A 21030-nucleotide genomic window follows, 5' to 3' on the forward strand; every position below is an offset into this window, starting at 1 on the left:
TCAATCGCTACAGCCCATCTGTTTCCTTTCTATCTGCGCCTGCGCTGTGGTACTGATTGACAGCGCAGACGCAGGCGCAGGCGTTTTCGGGGTCCGCGAACCGCCTCGGACCTGCTCCTCACTGCCCAACGCCATCGTGAGCTTGGTTCGATCGAGCTCCCCTTCCCATGCCGATACCACGATCGTTGCCACGCCATTGCCGACGATATTGGTCAACGCCCTGCATTCGGACATGAAGCGATCAACGCCGAGGATCAACACCATTGCGCTGACGGGAACGGTCGGAATCACGGACAGACTCGCAGCAAGCGTGATGAAGCCCGCGCCCGTTACGCCGGTCGATCCCTTCGAAGTCAGCATCGTGACGAGCAACAGCGTGATTTGTTGCGCAAACGAAAGATGCGTGTTGGTCGCCTGCGCGAGAAACAGCACCGCGAGCGTCATGTAAATGTTGGTCCCATCGAGATTGAACGAGTACCCGGTTGGCACCACGAGCCCCACCACCGCACGCGGGCAGCCCAGACGTTCGAGCTTGTCCATCAGTTGTGGCAGCGCCGCTTCGGACGTCGATGTGCCGAGTACGATCAGCAGTTCGTCGCGGATATAGGCAAGGAAACGCCAGAGGCGGAACCCGCACAGACGCGCGACGGTGCCGAGCACGACCGCCACGAACAGAAACGCGGTGAAATAGAATGCGCCGATCAGCTTCAGCATCGGCAACAGCGAAACGATGCCGTAACGACCTATCGTGAACGCCATCGCCCCGAAAGCGCCGATCGGCGCGAGACTCGTGACCATCCGGACAATGCGGAAAAATGCTTTGGACAAGGTTTCGATCATCTGTGTGACGGGCCTGGCGGGCTCACCCATCAGCGCGAGCGCCGTGCCGAACAGCATCGCGATCAGCAGCACGGGAAGGATGTCGCCCTGCACCAGCGCGCCCAGAAACGTGTCGGGTATCACATGCTCAATAAATCCGGCGATGCCGTCGCCATGCGCCGCCTGCGCCACATAGCCTGACACAGCGCGTGCATCGAGCGTCGATGGATCGACGTTGAAACCGTTGCCCGGCGCGATCACGTGCGCGGCCAGCAAACCGATCCCTAGCGCGAGGGTGGATGCGACCTCGAAATAGAGCAGCGCCTTGCCGCCGACGCGGCCGACTTTCTTCATGTCCTGCATGCCTGCGATACCCGACACGACGGTGCAAAAAATCACCGGCCCGATGATCATCCGCACGAGCTTGATGAACAGATCGCCGAGTGGCCTGAATGCAATCGCCGCGTGCGGCGCGAAATGGCCGAGCAGCACGCCGGCGACGATGGCTGCCAGCACCTGCACATATAGAATCATGTAGAACGGTTTGCGCTTCATGTGTCTCCTCCATTTTTCGAGGCAAAGGGATGCCCTCCCCTTCTTCGGTCGGAAGGGAATCGGCCTGGCTGAAACAGCGGATCCGCGCGGCGCGCGTTGCGCGGCGCTGGGGCGCTTACATCACCTGGGCCCAGGGATGCCGCGCGAAATGCAACTGTTCGAACGCTTCGATTGCGGCGAGCGAGTCGAGCGTCAGATCAACGGTATCCATGCCTTCGATCACCATGCGCTTATGGCGCGCGCCGATTGGATAGGCGTACCGCGCGCCCGACGCAGAACTCACGGTCTGTTGTTCGAGATCGATCGAGATCGCTGTGCCGGGTGTTGCGACAGCCTCGTGCGTCAGCGCATCGATCGCCTCGCGTTCGAGTTGCACGAGCAGCAGCCGGTTATTCATTGCATTTGAATAGAATATCTCCGCGGAGCTCGGCGCGATCACCGCCTGAAAACCGTACTGCTGCAGACCCCATACCGCATGTTCGCGGCTCGATCCGCAGCCGAAGTTCGCGCCTCCAATAAGAATGCGCGCGTTTGCGTACGTGCTCTGGTTGAGCACGCAGTCAGTGCGAGGCACACCGCGCTCGTCGAAGCGCAGGTCGTACAGCAGACCGTCCGCGAGACCCGCCTTGTCGATGATGCGCAGGAACTGCTTCGGCATGATCTGGTCGGTGTCGAGGTTGTCGATCGGCAACGGCACAGCGCTGCCTTGAATAGTCGTGAGTCGGGTCATGATGCGGATGCCTCCAACGTGCGGACATCGGTAATGGCGCCAGTGATCGCCGCAGCGGCCGCCATTGCCGGACTCATCAGGTGCGTGCGGCCTCCGCGTCCCTGGCGGCCTTCGAAATTACGGTTGGTGGTGGACGCACACCGCTCGCCCGCGCCGAGCACGTCGTCGTTCATCGCGAGGCACATCGAGCAGCCCGGCTCGCGCCATTCGAAGCCCGCATCGAGCAGCGTCCTCGCGATCCCTTGCTGTTCAGCGGCCCGGCGCACGCTTCCGGAGCCCGGCACGACCATCGCGCGCACACCTTTTGCGACGCGCTTGCCGCGCACGATCTCGGCCACCGTGCGCAAGTCTTCGATGCGCCCGTTGGTGCACGAGCCGATGAACACACGGTCGATGCGCGTACCGGCAATCGATTGATTGGCAGCAAGTCCCATGTAGTCGAGCGCGCGGCGCAGCGACGCGGCGGCTTCGTGCGTCGCTTGCGAAGCTTCGTCGGGAATCGGCTGATCGATCGCGACCGCCTGGTCAGGACTCGTGCCCCAGGTGACGAACGGGGCGATGCTCCGTGCGTCGAAGCGATGCTCGATGTCAAAGCGCGCGCCGACATCGGTATAGAGGTCGCGCCAGTCTTCGAGCGCGGCTTGCCATGCAGTTTCGTCGAGTGACGGTGTGTGGGCGCGCACGTAGTCGAAGGTGGTCGCATCCGGAGCGATCAGCGCCGCACGCGCGCCGGCTTCGACGGTCATGTTGCACAAGGTCATGCGGGCCTCGGCCGAAAGCGATGCGATCGTCGAACCGGCAAACTCCACGGCATAACCGCGCGCACCTTGCGCGCCGATCCTGCTGATGATCCAGATGACGACGTCCTTCGATGACGTGCCATACGGAAGCGGGCCATCGACCGTGATGCGCATGGTCCGCGCGAGCCGGTACACGAGCGTTTGGGTGGCGAGCACGTGCTCGACTTCCGAGGTGCCGATGCCAAAGCCCAATGCGCCGAGTGCGCCGTACGTGGTGGTATGGCTGTCTCCGCACAGTACGACCATGCCGGGACGAATCAGCCCGAGCTCCGGCGCGACGATATGCTCAATGCCCTGCAGCGGATCGTCCGCGGCGAGGAGCCGTATGCCGCCTTGCTCGCAGTTGCGCGCGAGGTTCTGCGCCTGCAGCAACGACGCTGCATCGCGAATCACGCGCGGCGACTCCGCATGCGTGGGAATGATGTGGCTCACGACGGCGAGGTGCTGGCGCGGACGGCGCACCGCGCGACGGCGTGCGTCGAGCGCGCTGAACGCTTGCGGGCTGGTGTACTCGTTCATCAGATGCAGATCCGCATACAGCAGCACGTTCTGTTCGTCGATACGCGACACCGTGTGCGAATCGACGAGCTTCTGGTAAAGGGTTCGGTCGGACATGAGATTACTCGCTCAAGAAAGGCAGCACGCGCGCGAGCAACTGCTGCGGCGCTTCTTCGGGAATGTAGTGGCCGCAAGGCAGCGCTTCGCCCCGTACGTTCGGCGCATACGCCCGCCATTCGGTGAGCGGATCGAAGCATTGTTCGATCACGCCCTGCGCGCCCCAGAACGCCATGAACGGACAGCCGATCCGCTGCCCGGAGGCGAGCGTCGCACGGTCGTGTTCGAGGTCGACCGTCACGCTTGCCCGATAGTCCTCGCAGATGCCGTGCGCCGTGTCAGGGTCGGACAGACACCGCAGATAGTCGGCGTAAGCGGCCGGCGTGAACGGCGCAAGCCCGGCGCTGCGCGCGCCGATGGTCTGCCTGAGATAGAGATCGGGGTCCGCACGGATGAGCGTCTCCGGGAACGGGGCCGGGCGCACCAGCATGAACCAGTGCCAGTAGGCGCGCGCAAAGTCGAACGAAGTCTGCTCGTACATTGCGAGCGTCGGCGCGACATCGAGCGTCACGAGGCGCGTCACGGCCTCCTGATGATCGAGCGCCATGCGGGCCGCGACGCGCCCGCCCCGATCGTGGCCGATGACGCTGAAGCGCTGATGGCCGAGGCCGCGCATCAGTTCGACCTGATCGAGCGCCATGCGGCGCTTCGCGTAGTTCGCGTGATCCGCTGCGCCCTGCGGCTTGCCGCTGTCGCCGTAGCCGCGCAAGTCCGCAGCGATCACCGTGAAATGCTCGGCGAGCGTCGGCGCGACCTTGTGCCAGATCGCATGCGTTTGCGGATGTCCGTGCAAAAGCAGAAGCGCGGGGCCGCGCCCGGCCTGGACCGCGTGAATGCGTATGCCGTCGACGGTTGTCGAAACGTTGCTGAAGCCTTCGAACATGATTGTCTCCTGATCGTGATTCAAGTCTAATTGATGAACAGGCCGACCTGATTTCCTGCCAAGCATTCCGGTCGTAACCTGAAGTAACGAATCGCTTGATCTTTAGGAGGGGACGGAATGGATGGTTTCTCGGACCTGAGCCTGTTCGCACTCGTGGCGCGCCACCGGAACCTCGCGGCGGCGGCGCGCGAGGTTGGCGTGACGCCGCCTGCAGTCAGCAAGCGGCTGGCGCAACTGGAACGTCGCCTCGGCGTGCGCTTGATGAATCGGACGACACGGCGTCTGAGCCTCACACCGGAGGGCGAGCTTTACCTGTCAAACGGCTCGCGCATTCTCGACGAGTTGTCGGAACTGGAGCATCGCGTCACGCAAAGCCGTGGCGAACCGACCGGCTTGTTACGGGTCAACGCGTCGTTCGGGTTCGGGCGGGCGCGTATCGCGCCCGCGGTGTCGGAGTTCGTCGAGCGCTATCCCGCGATGAAAATCATGTTGCACCTGACGGACCGGCCGGTGAGCCTACAGGGCGAAGGCTTCGATCTTGGCATTCGCTTCGGCGAGGTGCCGGACGCACGTATCAACGCACGCCTGCTGCTCGAAAACAGGCGGCTGGTATGCGCGTCGCCTGCTTACCTGGCGCGGCACGGCAGGCCCTCCGTGCCGCACGACCTGACACGGCATGCGTGCATCGTTCTGCGCGAGAACGAGTCGGCTTACGGCACGTGGTATTTTTCTCGCGGCAAGCGCACCGAAACGGTCAAGGTCGATGGAGCGTTGTCCAGCAACGACGGCAGCGTCGTTCTTCATTGGGCGCTCGAAGGTCGGGGGATCGTCGTACGATCGCAGTGGGAGATCGAAGGACACCTGGCGCGTGGCGAACTCGTGCCGTTGCTCGCGGACTGGACACTGCCGGATGCCAACATTCACGCGATCTATCTGGAGCGCAATCAGCTTTCGGTCAAACTCAGGACGTTTGTCGACTTCCTCGGCGAGTATCTGCGCAGGCCAGCGAATCTCGCGTGACGCGTCTTCCTGTTGCGCACCGAAACGAACGGCGCCTTTACGCGCCGGCATCGAATGACGCTGGTTGGCCGACAAGCGCGCTTCGAATGCCGACCCTCGCAAGGTCGTTGGCAACTTCGCAAGATGCGTCATCTGTCGGCGCTTCGGTGGGCTAGCCGGAAAGCACGCGGGGTCATGCCGTCGTATCGATGAAACACTTCGGTGAAATGCTGCTGAGTCTGAAAGCCCGCGCGCGCGCCAACGTCAACCAGGGGAATGGTTTCCTCGCGCAACATCGTCCTCGCAAATTTCACTCGTTCGAGCGTCACGTATAGATGGGGCGGCGTACCTGTCGCCATTTTGAAGGCCCGCGCGAAGTTCGATGCACTCATGTGCACCAGCACTGCAAGGTGCTCGACCAGAATGGTTTCGGCAATATGCTCACGAACGAAGGCTTCAATGCGAGTCAACCTCTGACGCGTAAGAGGCAGGGGCGGACCGGCCGCGCCTGCACAGTGCCCATAGCGGACAGCGATATGCACCGAGACGACATCCGCAAACGCGTCGGCGCACGCTGCGTCGATGAGATCCGCGTGAAGCAAAGCATTCAACGTTTCTGCGGTTTCGCTCAAAAACGGGTCCCAGAACCGGGTCCATTTAGGGATCGCGTCGCACGCATCTTGCGAAGCTTGCCCGGGTAAGCCCGGTTTAAGTGCGATCACCCATCCATTCGGCGGGTCGTCAGTAATGGTCGCGAACTGCGCCCCCACCGGAAGGATGGAGACAAACGGTGCACTGATTGAAATGGAATGATTCGTCCCGAGATCGTCGATGCCCGCAGCGCGTACAACAGTGTTGCCTGTCGGTACAACGAGCCGAAATCCCGACACCGGTTTCAGGCCGCCAGCGGCTAAAGCGACATTCATCGGTTGGCACCCGACGCCGTCATCCGAAGTCGATCCTGTTGCTGGTTTCATGATGAGCAACGCCCTCCTTTCTGCCTCGCCGCACACCCGAGCTTAAGGTGGAGTTCAAGGCCGCCCAAGGCGGATTCGTCATATATCAGAAGCAACCATCGCCTCGTCTGGAGGCACTGCTGAGCTATCGCCGGGTCACTCAGTCGACGCTCGATCGATCGTAGGTTTCATACCTGACCATCCGTTCAGAACGCATTCTTCGGGATGGCTGTTTATGCCGGACATCACGCAGCGCAAACGAAGGAGCGGTATGCGCGGTCTGTAAGGTTGCCCGACAACGTCGTCATCATCGGTGTCTCATAAGTAGTTGAAGTGACAGATAGTAAAGAAGGTATCCGCTGAGGCAGTCACATTTCGGACAACTTACGCCTGTTCCGCATCGTTCCATGTCGAGCCGACCGATCGCTGCGATCGCAAGAGGACGACTTCGGCTTGCATGTTGAAGAGTCTCCTGAGCGGCGTTTGCCGCCTCATCAATTTGCTCCGCCCGGCACTAGACTGTAACGGGCGGCCAGCTGCTCGCGGACTGCACCGTGATGTGCACACCTTAGCGGGGGGTCAATGATTTCACATGTGCAATTGTCAGAGGTAATCTTGCGCATGGTCGCGGGCGTGCTCGTGGGCTGTATCGTCGGGCTCGATCGAAACCTGCATGGCAAGCCTACCGGCGTCAAGACGCTCGGCCTCGTTGCGCTCGGCGCCTGTCTCGTCACGATGGCAGGCATGTCCTTCGAACTACACGGTCTGAATGACAACAGCGACGCCGGTCGTGCGATTCAAGGCGTGATTACGGGCATCGGTTTTCTCGGTGCCGGCGTCATCCTGCAAAACCGCGCCACCGGCAAGATTAGCGGCTTGACGACAGCGGCTTCGATCTGGGTCACCGCCGCGCTTGGCATTGTGTGCGGCATAGGCGCATGGCAGATTGCGGGTATTGCCACCGCCCTTCTCCTGCTGCTGCTTTCGGTCGGCGGCCGCGTTGAACGAGCGTTGCACCGGCGCTGGCTACGAAAGTCACCCGAGGAGCAGGCGGCCATCACACGGCACGACGAGTAACACGGTGGCGCGCCAGGCCGCGCACTGCCCGCGGAACGGATAGGCCGCGTCAAAAGCATCAATGATGGCGCTGCGATACCTGATCAGTGATGCTCGCTGTACTCGGACCTCGCTTCAGGTGTTGCGCGTACCTTCGTGTATTGAAACTCTGGCAGCGCCTTGATCGCATCTTTCGTCGCACCGGCTAGCACCAATTTGCCATTGACGAAATCGAGCTGCTCGATCGGGATGGCGACGTCATGATGCGCCACCCCCAGAAACTGGTTTGCGGCGACGATTGCAAACGATACGGAACGATCCGGCGCCACGATAATGTCATGAATGACGCCGACACGCTCATCCTTCTCGTTGAAGACGGGCTTGTCCATGATCGACTTTCTCACGCTCCAGCCTGCCACGATCGCGGCCGATTCTGCCACGCTGACACCAAGCGGCTGGGTGCCGGCCACCTGGGCGTTTGCGTCTGGAACGAATCCAAGCGACGACGCGAGCAGCAATACAAGGAGATTCGTTTTCATGAGATTCCCTTCGCTCTGGCGTTGAGGTGCGATGCCGGGCCCGCACTAAAACAGCCAGGCCACAACGTACGCAGCGTTAGTCCATGTTAGAAGTTCCCGCAGCAAACCGCTATAAAAAAGCGGCGATGGATCGTGTCATTTTTCATGCGTCTGGATGGCATGGCGAGCCCCTCGTGAACGAATGCAGAATTGCGGAACGCATGGCAGAAACGCGAAAGAATCCCAGCTGTCCGGAGCCTAGACTCAAGTTCATTGCATGACGGCACGGCTCGGAGTTCCACATGGACGAACTGCTTGGACGCGCGTGGTGGATGCTCATTCTGCGTGGGACGGTAGCGCTTCTGTTCGGCAGTCTGGCGCTATTCTGGCCGGCTCTTACTCTGCTACTGCTTATTAATCTCTTTAGCGCCTACGCGATCGTCGGTGGCATTGTTGCGATCGTCGGAGCCATTCGTTACCGCGCGACACACGCCGGCTGGTGGGTGCCCTTGCTGCTCGGCCTTTGCAGCATCGGCGCCGGCCTGATCGCCGTACTACTACCGGGCATTGGTGCGCTCGCGCTGGTGGCCGTCATCGGTGCAAATGCCGTTATCACCGGGGTATTCGATCTGATCTCGGCAGCCCGGCTGCACGGGCGCCTGCGCAATGCGTGGATGCTGGTGCTCACCGGCGTGGTGTCCCTGCTGTTCGGCATCTTTGTGCTGCTCTTTCCGGGCGCTGGCGCACTGGCGCTCGTCTGGGTGATCGGCGTGTATGCGCTGTTCACGGGCGCGCTGCTGTTCGTACTCGGCATCACAGCACGTGCCTGGCACCGTGAAGGCCCGAGCGGCGAGCCACACGCGCCGTTGCATCCGTGATCGCACCACTCGCGCACGCCTGCAGCACAACGTGAGACCGCGCGGCCGCCGTCGCGCGGCCGCGCCTCTCATCTCCGGAGAGTCGAATGGACGGCCCGTCGTCTCCAGTGATCCAGCCCCAGGTCTGGCACTGGCGTACCTCACGTAAGGAGAATCACATGCCTCTGGATCTCGACAGATGGAATCCGTTCCGGTTTCTACGCTCGAACGCGCAAAAAGGTGCATCCGGCCTCGCCGAAGCGCCGCCCACCGGACAACAGGATGCCCGGCAAAACGGGCAACAGACTGACACACAGACGGGTAACGGTGCCGCGTCGGCAGCCGCGCCTGCGCCGGTATCGTTGGCGCATGCCAACTGGCCGTTGCCCGATCCGATTCATCTGATCGCCGATCTGATCCGCGATCCTTTCGGAGCCTCCGGGCCGCTCAAAAGCTGGTTTGGCGACTTCAGCGCAAGCGAGTTTCAACCGCGGATCGACGTCACCGATGAGAGCGACGCACTGCGTATCGTCGCCGAATTGCCGGGCATGACCCGCGACGACGTCGAACTCGAAGTGATAGAAGACATGCTGATCATCAGCGGCGACAAGCGCTTCGAATCGACGAGCGAAGAACAGGGATGCTATCGGGTCGAGCGGTCGTTCGGACATTTTCAGCGCGCGGTCCCGCTGCCGGCGGACATTGATCTCGATCGGGCAGAGGCCCGCTTTGAAAACGGCGTGCTGACGCTGCGCCTGCCCAAAGTGGCCGGAGAACCGGCCGTGAAGCGCCGCATCGAGATCAAATAATCCCCTCGGCACTCTGCGGTCATGCCAATGGTGAAACCGCGGAAGACGTAGAGAAACCGATATTTTCCGCTCACCCCTACCCGCTCGGGAAGCGATGCCCGCACCGACGAAAAGGAGATCATCATGGCCGAGTGCAGCGTTTGTGGAAAGCCCGCCACCTCGCAGATCACGATCACCGAAAACGGCCATCGCCGTCAGCTGATGCTGTGCGACCAGCACTACATGGAGTTCATGGCGCGCAATCAGCGCCGCCTGTCGCCGCTAGAGTCGCTCTTTCACGGCGGACTGTTCGAAAGCCTGTTCGACGATATGTGGCCACAAACGGCAACCGGCCGTGGCAGCCGCTCGCGGATCGGACGCGCGCCCGGACCCTCCGACGCGGCGGATCAGGGACCAGGCGCCATCAGCGGGCACACGGAAGATTCAACGGGCGGACAACCAGGCGGCCGCACACGCCGGCATCGCCGGGCGCGCGAAGCGGTGGACCTGCAGACCTATCTGAGCCAGAGCGGTCTGGACCGCCTGCAGGCCGCGGCGCAAGCAGCGGTCGAATATGGGAAGAACGAGGTCGATACGGAACACCTGCTGCTGGCGCTCGCCGATAACAATGTGGTGCAGGAAATCCTGCACGGATTCAAGCTCGACCCCGAAGAGATCAGGAGAACCATCGACCAGACCGCGCCGCGCGGCACCCGCAAGGAACCGGCCGACAACGAGCAGATCGGCGTGTCGCCTCGCGCCAAGAGCGCGCTGGAAAATGCGTTGAAGTCGTCGCTGGAAATGGGTCACAGCTATGTCGGTCCGGAGCACATCCTGATTGGACTCGTCGAGGAAGAAGACGGCTTTGCGGGTGATTTGCTGCGCAAGCTCGGGCTGTCGCCGCAATCGCTGCGGCAAAAGGCAGTCAAGGTGGTCGGCAAGGGGGCCGAAGACGGCAAGACGGAAGGTCGCTCCACCACGCCCACGCTGGACAAGTACGCGCGCGATCTGAGCGCGCTCGCGCGTCAGGGCAAGCTCGATCCGGTGATCGGCCGTGACAGGGAAATCGAAACTACCATTGAAGTGCTCGCGCGGCGCCGCAAGAACAATCCGGTGCTGATTGGCGAACCCGGCGTGGGCAAGACCGCAATCGTCGAAGGCCTCGCACAGCGCATTGCGCAGGACCAGGTGCCGGAAGTGCTGCGCGGCAAGCGCGTGGTCGAACTGAACATCAATAGCGTCGTGGCAGGTGCGAAGTATCGCGGCGAGTTCGAAGAACGCGTCAAGCAGGTGCTCGATGAGATTATCGAGAACCAGGACCGTCTGGTCGTATTTATCGACGAACTGCACACCATTGTCGGCGCCGGCCAGGGCGGCGGCGAAGGCGGCCTCGATATCGGCAATGTCTTCAAGCCCCCGCTCGCCCGCGGCGAGCTGCACCTCGTAGGTGCGACGACGTTGAACGAATACCAGAAGTACATTGAAAAGGACTCGGCTTTGGAGCGGCGCTTTCAGCCCGTGATGGTGCCCGAGCCTGGCGTCGAGGAAACGATCGAGATCCTGCGTGGCCTGCGTGACCGGCTCGAAGCGCATCACAAGGTAAAGATCACGGAAGGGGCAATCGCTGCTGCGGCAAAACTCTCGGACCGCTACATCGCCGCACGCTTTTTGCCCGATAAGGCAATCGATCTGCTGGATCAGGCCGCCGCCCGCGTGCGCATTTCATCGAGCTCGCGTCCGCAACCACTGCACGATATCGAGGCGAGCATCCGCCGCATCAAGCAGGAACAGGACGCGGCCAGCGCTGCGAAACAATTCGACAAAGCCAAGCAACTGGAAGAACGGCTCGTCGCGGAACAGAAACAGCTGCATGAAACGACTGAGACATGGAAGAAGGAACGCGGCACCAGCTCGCAGGAAGTCACGGCGGAAGACATTGCGCAGATCGTGTCGTCGCTCACGGGCGTGCCGTTATCTGAACTCACGGCGGAAGACCGCGAGAAGCTGTTGCGACTCGAAGACCACCTGAAGGAGCGTGTGGTCGGCCAGGATGAAGCCGTCTCCGCGGTCGCCAAAGCAGTACGGCTTTCGCGCGCGGGGTTGACCGAGGCCGGCAAGCCGACTGCAAGCTTCCTTTTTCTCGGACCCACGGGTGTGGGCAAGACCGAACTCGCGAAGGCGCTGGCCGCTTCGGTGTTCGGCGACGAGAACGCACTGGTGCGCATCGACATGAGCGAGTATTCCGAGCGTCATACCGTGGCACGGCTCGTCGGCGCGCCGCCCGGATATGTCGGCTACGAGGAAGGCGGCCAGCTTACCGAGCGCGTGCGGCGCAGGCCCTATTGCGTCGTGCTGCTCGACGAAATCGAAAAGGCGAACTCGGAGGTGCACAACCTGCTGCTGCAACTGTTCGACGAAGGGCGGCTTACCGACGGCCGGGGACGTCTGGTGGATTTCACCAACACAATTATTATCGCGACCAGCAATATCGGTTCACAGCTGATCCAGGACAACATAAAGGCAGATTCGAAGCAGCTCGATTATCCGGAACTACGGGACCGGTTGATGGAAGTATTGCGCCATCATTTCAGGCCGGAGTTCCTCAATCGCGTCGACGAGGTGGTGGTGTTTCATGCGCTCGGCAAGGAGCAGATTCGCACCATTGTCGATCTGCAACTTGCGCGCGTACGGCGTACGGCGCTGGCCCAGGGCATCGACCTGACCTTCGACGACAGCTTGCGCGAGCACCTGGCGCAGATCGGCTATGACCCCGAGTTCGGCGCGCGGATGCTCAAACGCAAGATCCGTCTGGAGGTGGAGTCGCAACTCGCCGATGCGCTGTTGGGAGGCGACGTGCACGACGGCGACAAGGTCACCATGACGTACGACCCGGGAACGCATTCCGTGCGGGTGCAGAAAGCAGCGGCGCCGACGGAAGCGCCCAGCGAGGCTTCGGCGCAGGCACCAGCGCATGCGTGACGCCGGCATCGGAAAAGATCGCCACGCCGCCGCGCAAGCAGGCGGCGTGACCGTCACGATTCAAGTTCACCCACGATGATCTCGTCGCGATAGCACCAGATCCACGTTTCGCCGGGCTCGATTGAACGTACCAGCGGATGGCCGGTCGCGTGAAAATGCCTGCTCGCGTGCCGGTTGGGCGACGAATCGCAACAGCCGACGTATCCGCACGAAAGGCAAAGCCTCAGATGCACCCATGGCTGGCCAAGCTTCACGCAGTCCTCGCAATAGTCGATGGGCGTGTGAAGGATGCGGGCCTCGCCCAGGTGCGTGCATTCAGGGGACATGATCGTACTCCTCCGACAGGTTGTGCGCAGACGCACGTGGACCACGGTTACGCTTGCCCTCAACCGCTATTCAGATAGCGATGCACGAGCGCCACCGCCATTGCACCTTCGCCGACCGCCGACGCCACGCGCTTGATCGACGCATGTCGGACGTCGCCCGCAGCGAATACGCCTGGCATACACGTTTCCAGATACAGCGGCGCGCGTTCGAGCGGCCATTTCAGGTTCGCCTGATAAGCCTGCAAGTCGGGACCGGTCACGAGATAGCCGCCTTCGTCGCGGACAATGCCAACCTCCTGCGCCCATTCGGTCTGCGGTACGCCGCCAATGCAGACGAAGAGCCAACTCGTCCTCACCGTGCGTTGCCGACCGGTGCGCACATCGGTCAGCGTGATCGCCTGCAACACGTCACTGCCCGCGAGCGCGGTCACTCCGGTGCACGTGCACACTTCGACGTTCGGCGCCGACGTGATGCGATCCACGAGGTACTGGGACAACGTGTTCTTAAGCGATGCGTCCCGCACAAGCATATACACGCGGTTGGCTGACTGCGAAAAATGCAAGGTCGCCTGTCCCGCCGAATTGCCGCCCCCCACCACATACACGTCTTCGCCATGGGTCAGCGCGGCCTCGCTCGCGCCGGCGCCGTAATAAAGGCCCGCGCCGAGAAAGTGCTCCTCGCCTGCCAGCCCGAGTGTCCGGTATGCGACGCCGGTCGCGCAGATCGATGTGCGCGCCGTGATACGTGTGCCGTCATCCAGATACACGACGCCGCCGCCAGGCACAAACTGAGCGTGCACGCCGGCGCGCGCCAGCAGGATTTCGGCGCCGAACTTGATGGCCTGATCGCGCGCCCGCTCAGCGAGTTCCGCACCACTCAGCCCCTGCGGAAAACCCAGATAGTTCTCTATCTTCGAACTGCTGCCTGCCTGGCCGCCCAGCGCCCAGCGCTCGACCAGCACGGTGTGCAGCCCCTCGGACGCACCGTACACCGCCGCGCTCAATCCCGCCGGTCCTGCGCCGTAAATGGCCAGATCGTAGGCCTCGCGCGATGGATTCGCGAACCAGCCGAGCTTCTCTGTGATTTGCCGGACGGTCGGACATTCGAGCCGCGTTCCGTCGTGGAAGATACAGACGGGCAGGCGCGAATCGGAAAGATGTTGCACGTGCGCCAGATCCTTGGCTTCTTTGTCGCTACCCAGCTCGATCCATTCGAACGGTATGTCGGAGCGATGCAGGAAGTCGCGTATCGCGTAGCCGGCCGAGCTGCGCATGCGTCCATAGATCCTGACCATGAATATGCCCCCCATTGACGAGGTTCAGAACTCGCTTCGCTATTCACGCGCCTGACAGGGAGGCGGCTGCGCCGGGACAAGTGCAGTCGCCCGTATTGTGCAGTGTCGGTCGATCGAAGGGCAGCGTCTTTCGCTAAACCGCCGTTTTTTATCCGCTTTTGCTGAGGTTTCCATCACATCGGGCGGTGCGACGCTTCCACCTTGTCATCGACAAAGCGTGTGCCCCATTCAATGCCGTCGCGCACCGCCTCCTCTTGCGCAAGCCATTCCGGCTGCACCGTGTCCGGTCGGAATTCGGCCACGGTGCTATCGGCTCGGCGCACGCTTACCCTCGCCTGCCACGCGCCGTACGCGTTCTGCTCCGGCTGCACCACGATCTCGTAGCCTCGATGTTCAAACGCGTGCGTATGCATCAGTGGCTCCGGTGTCGTGACAAGGGCATCAATCTGGGAGCACGAACTCGGTGCGCATGTCTTCGATCACCTTCTTGAGATGATGGGCGTAATCCGCGCCGAGGTCATCGAGCGGCACGATGTTCCAGTTGCGGCCGGAGGCGTCCGGCGGATGCCGCTCCGGCAGCGGTAGGCGCACGCGCAAAGCGCCCGGCACGTCAGCGCCGATTTTCGCCATGCGCTTCTCCAGCTCGTCGCGAATATGCTCCGGCGATTGAACGGTCTTCGGCATCGGTTCGACTCCTTCTGGTCGCGCGTCCGGGTTGTCACTGAACGGCGCATACGTTCCTGTTGCGCGAGCATGCGCGAACGATGCTTCAAGTCTAGTCGCAAATTCAGGCATGGTCGAAGAATCGGCGGCTTGCGCAGTGTTGTCATGGCGGATCTGGCCGACATGAACGCCTGCAACCCCATTCGCGGGTCAGGCACGCATCCGATCGCCGATGCAGCGGTGGATCGAATGGTCCGCAGAATCGCGACACATCTGAGCAGGAATTGGAAAGAAGCGCATGCGGGTCATGGCTAGACTCGGCGGAAAGCGGGCCTCTGCGGTGGGACTGCGCCGACGCCTCGAAGCGTCCACGGCAGCGCCTTTCGCCCACGTCCAGATTGCAAGGAGCGAATTCATGTCTGATACGGAAATCGCGCCCAAGGTAGCCGGGCAGCACGACCAACAGGTTCCACTACGCAAGCTGTTCGAACCCGTCAGGGTGGGACCGTATCACCTCCGTCATCGTGTCGTGATGGGGCCGCTCACGCGTTCGCGCGCGAGCCAGCCAGGCAACGTACCGTCGCAACTCAATGCCTGCTATTACGCGCAGCGCGCAGCGGCCGCGCTCATCATCAGCGAAGCGACGCAGGTGTCGATGCAGGGACAGGGCTACGCATGGACGCCCGGGATCCATAGTCGCGAGCAGGTCGAAGGCTGGCGGCTCGTGGCGGACGCGGTGCACGAGGCGGGCGGATTGATGTTCATGCAGCTCTGGCATGTCGGACGCATATCGCACCCCTCGCTGCAGCCCGATGAAATGCTGCCGGTTGCGCCATCTGCGCTCCTGCCAAGAGCGGAAGCGTTCATTCAGAACGAGCGCGGCGAAGGCGTGCTCGCGCCCTGCGTCACGCCTCGCGCGCTGCAGGTCGAAGAGATGCCGTATCTTGTGCGCCAATACCTCCGGGGTGCGCGCAACGCAAAGACCGCCGGTATGGACGGCGTCGAAGTGCACAGCGCGAACGGCTATCTTCTCGACCAGTTTCTGTTGTCCGGCACGAACCGGCGCACGGATGAATATGGCGGATCGAGCGAGCGTCGCGCGCGGCTGCTGCTCGAGGTCATCGAAACGGTTTGCGAAGTGTGGGGTCCGGAAAGGGTCGGCGTCCGGCTCTCGCCTCTCGGTACCTTCAATGACATGCATGACGACGATCCGGAGGCGACCTTTTCTTACGTCATCGAAAAGCTGAACCGGTATGGGCTGGCTTATCTGCACATCGTCAACCCAGCGCTGGCGGCGACCGGTGAGGATCTCGCTTTCGCGGAGCGCGCAAAACGCATGAACGAGATGATACGCAGCGCTTATCGCGGGGTGCTGATGGTCGCGGGCGGCTTCGACGGCAGCAGTGCCGAGAAATGGCTCGAGGACGGCAACGCGGACCTGATTGCGTTCGGACGCCTGTTCATCGCCAATCCCGACCTGCCTGAACGCCTCCGGTCGCGCGCTCCGCTCAATTCGCCGGATCCGTCCACGTTCTATGGAGGCGGCGAGCGCGGATATACCGACTATCCGTCGCTCGCGCAGGAGCGCGGGGAGGCGCCCCGGTCCGTCATCGACGGGCGTTGGAGATAGGCTGTCGCTGGCGGGCGAACTCGCTGCCAAACGACAATCTGCGACGGCCGCCGCCGAGCCGCCGACCGTTCACGCTGGGAGGGGCGCACCATGGCTGTCAATACCTGGGTTGTCGTCGCGGACGGCAGCCGTGCTCGAATCTTCGAGACACCGGGCCTGAGACTGGACTTGCGGGAGATCGAGGATCTCGTCAATGTCGCCCCAAGTGGAGCGACGCTGACGGATAAAGACCGTGAAAAATTCGCGAAGACCGTCGCCGACTACATCGAGAAGGGACGGGTCCACCAACGGTATCAGCGATTGCGATTTGCCGTGGAGCCGAAATTCCTGGGGATGCTGCGCGCGCGTCTGAGTGAGGAGACGCGTCAGATGATTTTCGAAGAGATCAACGAAGACCTGTCGGCCCTCGATGCGCGCGAAATTCAGGCGCACCTGCAAAGGCATTGACGTGACCGGTCGCAGGTTGCATCAATGTGTGGAAGCGGCAAAGTAACGTGTCCACCGGAAGGCAAGCAAGATGTGCCAGACAGGCTCAACGCCATCCGGAGCGCGACTGATCCGTCATCAGTCGATGGACAGCACGAGGTCGTTTCCCTCGACGGATGCGGTCATGCCGCTCAGATCGTTCAACCAGTCCTGGTTGCCGAGCTTGCCCTGCGTGAGTGGCGAGGCGATCGCAATGACGCGCGCACCGGCCCGCCAACCCGCCTCGATGCCGGCAGGCGCGTCCTCGAACACGACGCAGCGGTCCGCACTGACGTTCAATCCGCGCGCACCGAGCAGGAAACAGTCTGGCGACGGCTTGCCGTGCGGCACGTCTTCCGAACTCACCAGCAGCGCAGGGATCGGCAAGCCGGCCGCTTGAATGCGGTTGAGCGCCAGCTTGCGATCGGCGGAGGTCACGATCGCCCAGCGGTCCGCAGGCAGCGAACGCAGCAACGCGCCCGCGCCGGGGATTTCGAACACGCCGTCCATGTCGTCGCGCTCGCGCTGCATTAAAGCGAGCGCGTCCGACTCGATATCGACACCCGGCGGCGCAAGCGCTCGCATCGAGTCGATCGTGCGGCGCCCCTGCGACTCCCGCAGCACATGTGCGGGGTCGAGCCCGTAACGGTTTGCCCACTCCGTGTAAGCGCGCACCATCGGTGCATGGGAGTTGAGCAAAGTGCCGTCCATGTCGAACAGGAGAGACGAGGCGCGAATCTGTACGTTTCGTAGCAGCATGTAGACGGGGAAATGAACAGGATCAGGTGGCAATCAGCACGTCGACGCCCGCCGCCTTCGCGGCCTTGCGCGCCGTATCGGGCAGGTCTGCATCACTGACCCACAAGGGCACGTGATCGAACGGCACAATGACGGAAAAGCCGCGATGGCCCCATTTCGTACTGTCGGCGATGGCACAGACCAGCCTGCTCTGCGCAATCGCGGCATGCTTGAGTTGGGTTTCGAGCTGATTCGAATTGGTCCAGCCGGCGCTTTCGTCGATACCGCGCGCGCCCATGAAAAACAGGTCGAAATGCGATTGCGCGATCTGGCCGAGCGCGACCGGGCCGACCGTGGAAAGACCGTTGTGATAAAGCTCGCCGCCGATCAGATGGACATTGAAAGCCGGATGGCCGCACAGCTCGATGGCGATATTGATGCCGTGCGTCGCGATCGACAACTGGTTCACATCCGGCAGCCCCGCCTTGATTGCGAGCGCGACTTCCATCGCGGTCGTGCCCGAATCGAGGTAGATCGCCATGCCGTCGCGAATCAGACTTGCCGCGTGCCGGCCGATGCGCTGCTTCTGCGTCTGCTCCTTCTGGGCGCGCAAAGGGTATTCGACCTCGGCATCGACGAGCACCGCGCCGCCATGCACGCGCCTGAGCAAACCCTGTTCTTCGAGCACGTGCAGGTCGCGCCGCACCGTCATCTCGGACAAAGAAAACTTGCGGGCCAGATCGCTCACGCGACACTGCCCGCCGCTCGACAGCGTGGCGAGGATCAGTTCGCGCCGATGATCGGCAAGGGCGGCGTCAGGCAGGTTCTTTGGTGGCATGGCATTTCCGTTCGACTGCGCCTCCGGACGCAACTCCCGGTCCGACAACGCGCCAGCAATGGCAGATTGAGATAGCTGGCCGTCCAGCATTTTAAACCGGCCGAAATGCGCGCGGGATTTCGGAGCCGGATCACGACTGGCCGTAATAGGCGCCCGTACCGTGCTTACGCAGATAGTGCTTGGCGATCAGTGTTTCCTTGATGGGCGGCGCCGCGGGATTGAGCGACTGCGTGAGGTAGGCCATCTGGGCGATCTCTTCGAGCACGCGGCTGTTGTAGACCGCCTTCTGGGCGGTCTTGCCCCAGGTGAACGGCCCGTGGCACGCCACGACGATCATCTCGATCTCGCGATGATCCAGCCCGCGCAGCCGCGCGACGATCTGCTCGCCGGTCTCGATCTCGTAGTCACGCTCGATCGCCGCGTCGCTCATCGGCTCGGTCACGGGTATCGCTGCGGTGAGATGGTCCGCGTGCGTCGTACCGAAGATCGGAATTTCGCGGCACGCCTGCGCCCACGCGACCGCGTACATCGAATGCGAATGACAGATGCCGCCGATATCACCGAAAGCGCGATACAGAACCGCGTGTGTCTTCGTATCCGACGAGGGCCGCGCCGAACCCTCCACGACGCGCCCGTCGAGATCCACGACCACCATCGACTCCGGCAGCAGCGACTCGTAAGGCACACCGCTCGGCTTGATCGCAAAGACGCCGGTAGCCGCGTCGAATGCGCTGACGTTGCCGAACGTGTAGATCGCCAGACCCTGCTTCGGAATCTCCAGATTGGCCTCGTAGGCTTCGCGTTTCAGTTCGGTGTACATAGTTCTGTCGAGTGAGGTGCGGGATGGGCTTCCGCGGCGGACAGCCGCTCGATCAGCGCGCCGTATTCGCGGTACTGCCGGTAAAGGCGGTCGTAGATGGCCGTCGCTTCGGGATCGGGTGTGTAGGTCGTCTCGAAGCCGGAACCCATGTGACGTTGCGCCGATTCGACGCTGTCGTGAAGGCCAGCGGCGACCGCGGCGAACATCGCGGCCCCGAGCGCCACCGCTTGATCCGACTTCGCCACGCGGATGTCGAGCCCGAACACGTTCGCGACGATCTGCATGTTGAGTGGCGATTTTTTCGCTACGCCGCCGACCGCGATCACCTCGTCGATCCGGATGCCTTCCTCGCGGAACCGTTCGACGATTGCTCGCGCGCCGAACGCCGTTGCCTCGATCAGCGCGCGGTAGATTTTCGGGGCATCGCTGCCGAGCGTCAGACCGAAAAGCGCGCCGCGAAGCGTTTGATCCGCGAACGGCGTGCGCCGTCCGTTGAGCCAGTCGATCGCGACCATTCCGGTGTCTACGGGGCTTTCCAGCGCGGCCTGACGCTCCAGCTCCGGCAGGATGCGGTGCAGGATGCCATCGCGCTGAGACTGGGCGTCGGGCGTATCGCCCAGCAGGGCAAGCGGCCATGCGAGCAACTGGCGAAACCACGCGTAGACGTCGCCGAATGCGGATTGCCCGGCTTCCATGCCCGTCATGCCGCTAATCACCGACCCTTCGACCTGTCCGCAGATGCCTTTCACGATGCGGCCATCGACCTCCGCCGCTGGGGCCATCAGGATGTCGCAAGTGGACGTGCCCATCACCTTGACGAGCGAATACGGCCGGATGCCTGCGCCGACCGCGCCCATGTGCGCATCGAACGCGCCGACGCCGACCACCACGTCAGTCGTCAGGCCGAGCGTGTCGGCCCATTGCGGCGTGAGCGTGCCGGCGGCCGTGTCGGCAGTGTACGTGTCGCGATAGAGCCGTTCGCGCATGCCGGCAAGCAGCGGGTCGAGCCGCACGAGGAAAGCTTCGCCTGGCAGACCGTCGAAGGATTCGTGCCACATCGCCTTATGCCCGGCCGCGCAGCGGCTACGCTTCATGACGTCGGGCGCGGTCGTCCCTGTGAGAAGAGCGGGCATCCAGTCGCAATGTTCGACCCAGCTGTAAACGCTCGCACGCACGGCCGGGTCGACGCGCAACACATGCAGCATGTTGGCCCAGAACCATTCGGCGGAATAGACGCCGCCCACGTAGCGGGTAAAGTCCACGCCACCCCAGTTGCGCGCGAGCGTGTTGATTTCATCGGCTTCGCGCACGGCCGTGTGATCCTTCCACAGCACGAACATGGCGTTCGGGTTGTCGCGGAACGGCTCGGTCAGTGCGAGCGGCGTGCCCGCGCGATCGACCGCGACGGACGTGGAACCGGTCGTGTCGATCGACATGGCGCGCACGTTCGCTCGCACTTCGTCGGATACGCCAGCTAACGCGTTGCGCACGGCGAGCGTGAACGCGTCGATATAGTCCTGCGGATGCTGGCGAAACACGTTGCGATCCGGGTCGCAATACATTCCTGCTTTCCAGCGCGGATAGAACTCGACGGCGCTTGCCACCTGTTCGCCGGTTATCGTGTCGACGATCAGACTGCGACACGAGTCCGTGCCGAAATCCACGCCAATCACCAATGCGCTTGTGTCTAATGTGCTCAT

At 62.5% G+C, this 21030-nt stretch carries 21 protein-coding genes; 7 read left to right on the forward strand and 14 right to left on the reverse strand.

Features of this window, described 5'->3' with window-relative positions:
• The 4 genes from AAGS40_RS22915 to AAGS40_RS22930 form a co-directional block, all read right to left on the reverse strand.
• Positions 1 to 1374, reverse strand: a complete 1374-nt coding sequence (locus tag AAGS40_RS22915; protein ID WP_345815187.1) for a dicarboxylate/amino acid:cation symporter — start codon at positions 1372 to 1374, stop codon at positions 1 to 3.
• 115 nt (positions 1375 to 1489) lie between these two features.
• Positions 1490 to 2104 (reverse strand): 3-isopropylmalate dehydratase small subunit, encoded by a 615-nt coding sequence (leuD, locus tag AAGS40_RS22920; RefSeq protein WP_345815188.1) that lies wholly within the window; start codon positions 2102 to 2104, stop codon positions 1490 to 1492.
• Entirely contained in the window at positions 2101 to 3519 is a 1419-nt protein-coding gene (leuC, locus tag AAGS40_RS22925) for a 3-isopropylmalate dehydratase large subunit (protein WP_345815190.1), read from the reverse strand. Before leuC ends, leuD begins: the two co-directional genes overlap by 4 nt.
• A gap of 4 nt (positions 3520 to 3523) precedes the next feature.
• The gene (locus tag AAGS40_RS22930; protein WP_345815191.1) at positions 3524 to 4402 is read right to left on the reverse strand and encodes an alpha/beta hydrolase; all 879 of its coding nucleotides are present in this window, start codon (positions 4400 to 4402) and stop codon (positions 3524 to 3526) included.
• 117 nt (positions 4403 to 4519) lie between these two features.
• Between AAGS40_RS22930 and AAGS40_RS22935 the strand changes: the two genes are divergently transcribed.
• The gene (locus AAGS40_RS22935; RefSeq protein ID WP_345815192.1) at positions 4520 to 5422 is read left to right on the forward strand and encodes a LysR family transcriptional regulator; all 903 of its coding nucleotides are present in this window, start codon (positions 4520 to 4522) and stop codon (positions 5420 to 5422) included.
• Between the two features lie 128 nt (positions 5423 to 5550).
• Here AAGS40_RS22935 and AAGS40_RS22940 read toward each other — a convergent pair whose 3' ends face one another.
• The gene (locus tag AAGS40_RS22940; protein ID WP_345815194.1) at positions 5551 to 6378 is read right to left on the reverse strand and encodes an AraC family transcriptional regulator; all 828 of its coding nucleotides are present in this window, start codon (positions 6376 to 6378) and stop codon (positions 5551 to 5553) included.
• Positions 6379 to 6939: 561 nt separating this feature from the next.
• Here AAGS40_RS22940 and AAGS40_RS22945 point away from each other — a divergent pair.
• Positions 6940 to 7434 carry an MgtC/SapB family protein gene (locus AAGS40_RS22945; RefSeq protein WP_345815196.1) on the forward strand — a complete coding sequence of 165 codons (495 nt, stop codon included), beginning with the start codon at positions 6940 to 6942 and terminating at the stop codon, positions 7432 to 7434.
• Positions 7435 to 7517: 83 nt separating this feature from the next.
• On the opposite strand, the gene AAGS40_RS22950 is transcribed toward AAGS40_RS22945, so the two are convergent.
• The gene (locus AAGS40_RS22950) at positions 7518 to 7952 is read right to left on the reverse strand and encodes a PRC-barrel domain-containing protein (RefSeq protein WP_345815198.1); all 435 of its coding nucleotides are present in this window, start codon (positions 7950 to 7952) and stop codon (positions 7518 to 7520) included.
• Between the two features lie 281 nt (positions 7953 to 8233).
• Between AAGS40_RS22950 and AAGS40_RS22955 the strand changes: the two genes are divergently transcribed.
• From AAGS40_RS22955 to AAGS40_RS22965, 3 genes are all read left to right on the forward strand, one after another.
• Entirely contained in the window at positions 8234 to 8809 is a 576-nt protein-coding gene (locus AAGS40_RS22955) for a DUF308 domain-containing protein (RefSeq protein ID WP_345815199.1), read from the forward strand.
• Positions 8810 to 8967: 158 nt separating this feature from the next.
• Positions 8968 to 9597, forward strand: coding sequence for an Hsp20/alpha crystallin family protein (locus tag AAGS40_RS22960; protein ID WP_345815200.1), 630 nt, complete (start codon positions 8968 to 8970; stop codon positions 9595 to 9597).
• 117 nt (positions 9598 to 9714) lie between these two features.
• Positions 9715 to 12555: an ATP-dependent Clp protease ATP-binding subunit gene (locus AAGS40_RS22965; RefSeq protein WP_345816554.1), complete on the forward strand. Its 2841-nt coding sequence runs from the start codon at positions 9715 to 9717 to the stop codon at positions 12553 to 12555.
• A 53-nt stretch (positions 12556 to 12608) separates the two neighbouring features.
• On the opposite strand, the gene AAGS40_RS22970 is transcribed toward AAGS40_RS22965, so the two are convergent.
• The 4 genes from AAGS40_RS22970 to AAGS40_RS22985 all read right to left on the reverse strand — a co-directional run bounded on the left by AAGS40_RS22970 (position 12609) and on the right by AAGS40_RS22985 (position 14860).
• Positions 12609 to 12881 carry a UBP-type zinc finger domain-containing protein gene (locus tag AAGS40_RS22970; RefSeq protein WP_345815201.1) on the reverse strand — a complete coding sequence of 91 codons (273 nt, stop codon included), beginning with the start codon at positions 12879 to 12881 and terminating at the stop codon, positions 12609 to 12611.
• A 59-nt stretch (positions 12882 to 12940) separates the two neighbouring features.
• Positions 12941 to 14176: an FAD-dependent oxidoreductase gene (locus tag AAGS40_RS22975; protein ID WP_345815202.1), complete on the reverse strand. Its 1236-nt coding sequence runs from the start codon at positions 14174 to 14176 to the stop codon at positions 12941 to 12943.
• A 173-nt stretch (positions 14177 to 14349) separates the two neighbouring features.
• Positions 14350 to 14589: a DUF6566 family protein gene (locus AAGS40_RS22980; protein WP_345815203.1), complete on the reverse strand. Its 240-nt coding sequence runs from the start codon at positions 14587 to 14589 to the stop codon at positions 14350 to 14352.
• 28 nt (positions 14590 to 14617) lie between these two features.
• Positions 14618 to 14860, reverse strand: a complete 243-nt coding sequence (locus tag AAGS40_RS22985) for a hypothetical protein (protein WP_345815204.1) — start codon at positions 14858 to 14860, stop codon at positions 14618 to 14620.
• Positions 14861 to 15254: 394 nt separating this feature from the next.
• Between AAGS40_RS22985 and AAGS40_RS22990 the strand changes: the two genes are divergently transcribed.
• Entirely contained in the window at positions 15255 to 16469 is a 1215-nt protein-coding gene (locus tag AAGS40_RS22990) for an alkene reductase (protein WP_345815205.1), read from the forward strand.
• A 90-nt stretch (positions 16470 to 16559) separates the two neighbouring features.
• Positions 16560 to 16916: a host attachment protein gene (locus AAGS40_RS22995; RefSeq protein ID WP_345815206.1), complete on the forward strand. Its 357-nt coding sequence runs from the start codon at positions 16560 to 16562 to the stop codon at positions 16914 to 16916.
• Between the two features lie 117 nt (positions 16917 to 17033).
• Here AAGS40_RS22995 and AAGS40_RS23000 read toward each other — a convergent pair whose 3' ends face one another.
• From AAGS40_RS23000 to AAGS40_RS23015, 4 genes are all read right to left on the reverse strand, one after another.
• Entirely contained in the window at positions 17034 to 17633 is a 600-nt protein-coding gene (locus AAGS40_RS23000) for an HAD-IA family hydrolase (protein ID WP_345815207.1), read from the reverse strand.
• 82 nt (positions 17634 to 17715) lie between these two features.
• Positions 17716 to 18510 (reverse strand): DeoR/GlpR family DNA-binding transcription regulator, encoded by a 795-nt coding sequence (locus tag AAGS40_RS23005; RefSeq protein WP_345815208.1) that lies wholly within the window; start codon positions 18508 to 18510, stop codon positions 17716 to 17718.
• Positions 18511 to 18640: 130 nt separating this feature from the next.
• The gene (araD, locus tag AAGS40_RS23010; RefSeq protein ID WP_345815209.1) at positions 18641 to 19330 is read right to left on the reverse strand and encodes an L-ribulose-5-phosphate 4-epimerase AraD; all 690 of its coding nucleotides are present in this window, start codon (positions 19328 to 19330) and stop codon (positions 18641 to 18643) included.
• The gene (locus tag AAGS40_RS23015; RefSeq protein WP_345815210.1) at positions 19315 to 21030 is read right to left on the reverse strand and encodes a ribulokinase; all 1716 of its coding nucleotides are present in this window, start codon (positions 21028 to 21030) and stop codon (positions 19315 to 19317) included. Before AAGS40_RS23015 ends, araD begins: the two co-directional genes overlap by 16 nt.

Origin of the sequence: Paraburkholderia sp. PREW-6R, assembly GCF_039621805.1 — a bacterium.
Taxonomy (GTDB): Bacteria; Pseudomonadota; Gammaproteobacteria; order Burkholderiales; family Burkholderiaceae; genus Paraburkholderia.

Excerpts from the sequence above, each read along its gene's own strand:
- leuC (WP_345815190.1), bottom strand. The coding sequence starts at position 3,519 with ATGTCCGACCGAACCCTTTACCAGAAGCTCGTCGATTCGCACACGGTG.
- AAGS40_RS22960 (WP_345815200.1), top strand. The coding sequence starts at position 8,968 with ATGCCTCTGGATCTCGACAGATGGAATCCGTTCCGGTTTCTACGCTCG.
- AAGS40_RS22985 (WP_345815204.1), bottom strand. The coding sequence starts at position 14,860 with ATGCCGAAGACCGTTCAATCGCCGGAGCATATTCGCGACGAGCTGGAG.
- AAGS40_RS22930 (WP_345815191.1), bottom strand. The coding sequence starts at position 4,402 with ATGTTCGAAGGCTTCAGCAACGTTTCGACAACCGTCGACGGCATACGC.
- AAGS40_RS22995 (WP_345815206.1), top strand. The coding sequence starts at position 16,560 with ATGGCTGTCAATACCTGGGTTGTCGTCGCGGACGGCAGCCGTGCTCGA.
- AAGS40_RS22940 (WP_345815194.1), bottom strand. The coding sequence starts at position 6,378 with ATGAAACCAGCAACAGGATCGACTTCGGATGACGGCGTCGGGTGCCAA.
- AAGS40_RS22980 (WP_345815203.1), bottom strand. The coding sequence starts at position 14,589 with ATGCATACGCACGCGTTTGAACATCGAGGCTACGAGATCGTGGTGCAG.
- leuD (WP_345815188.1), bottom strand. The coding sequence starts at position 2,104 with ATGACCCGACTCACGACTATTCAAGGCAGCGCTGTGCCGTTGCCGATC.
- AAGS40_RS22945 (WP_345815196.1), top strand. The coding sequence starts at position 6,940 with ATGATTTCACATGTGCAATTGTCAGAGGTAATCTTGCGCATGGTCGCG.
- AAGS40_RS22915 (WP_345815187.1), bottom strand. The coding sequence starts at position 1,374 with ATGAAGCGCAAACCGTTCTACATGATTCTATATGTGCAGGTGCTGGCA.
- AAGS40_RS22990 (WP_345815205.1), top strand. The coding sequence starts at position 15,255 with ATGTCTGATACGGAAATCGCGCCCAAGGTAGCCGGGCAGCACGACCAA.
- AAGS40_RS23005 (WP_345815208.1), bottom strand. The coding sequence starts at position 18,510 with ATGCCACCAAAGAACCTGCCTGACGCCGCCCTTGCCGATCATCGGCGC.
- AAGS40_RS22975 (WP_345815202.1), bottom strand. The coding sequence starts at position 14,176 with ATGGTCAGGATCTATGGACGCATGCGCAGCTCGGCCGGCTACGCGATA.
- AAGS40_RS23015 (WP_345815210.1), bottom strand. The coding sequence starts at position 21,030 with ATGAGCACATTAGACACAAGCGCATTGGTGATTGGCGTGGATTTCGGC.
- AAGS40_RS22955 (WP_345815199.1), top strand. The coding sequence starts at position 8,234 with ATGGACGAACTGCTTGGACGCGCGTGGTGGATGCTCATTCTGCGTGGG.
- AAGS40_RS22970 (WP_345815201.1), bottom strand. The coding sequence starts at position 12,881 with ATGTCCCCTGAATGCACGCACCTGGGCGAGGCCCGCATCCTTCACACG.
- AAGS40_RS22950 (WP_345815198.1), bottom strand. The coding sequence starts at position 7,952 with ATGAAAACGAATCTCCTTGTATTGCTGCTCGCGTCGTCGCTTGGATTC.
- araD (WP_345815209.1), bottom strand. The coding sequence starts at position 19,330 with ATGTACACCGAACTGAAACGCGAAGCCTACGAGGCCAATCTGGAGATT.
- AAGS40_RS22935 (WP_345815192.1), top strand. The coding sequence starts at position 4,520 with ATGGATGGTTTCTCGGACCTGAGCCTGTTCGCACTCGTGGCGCGCCAC.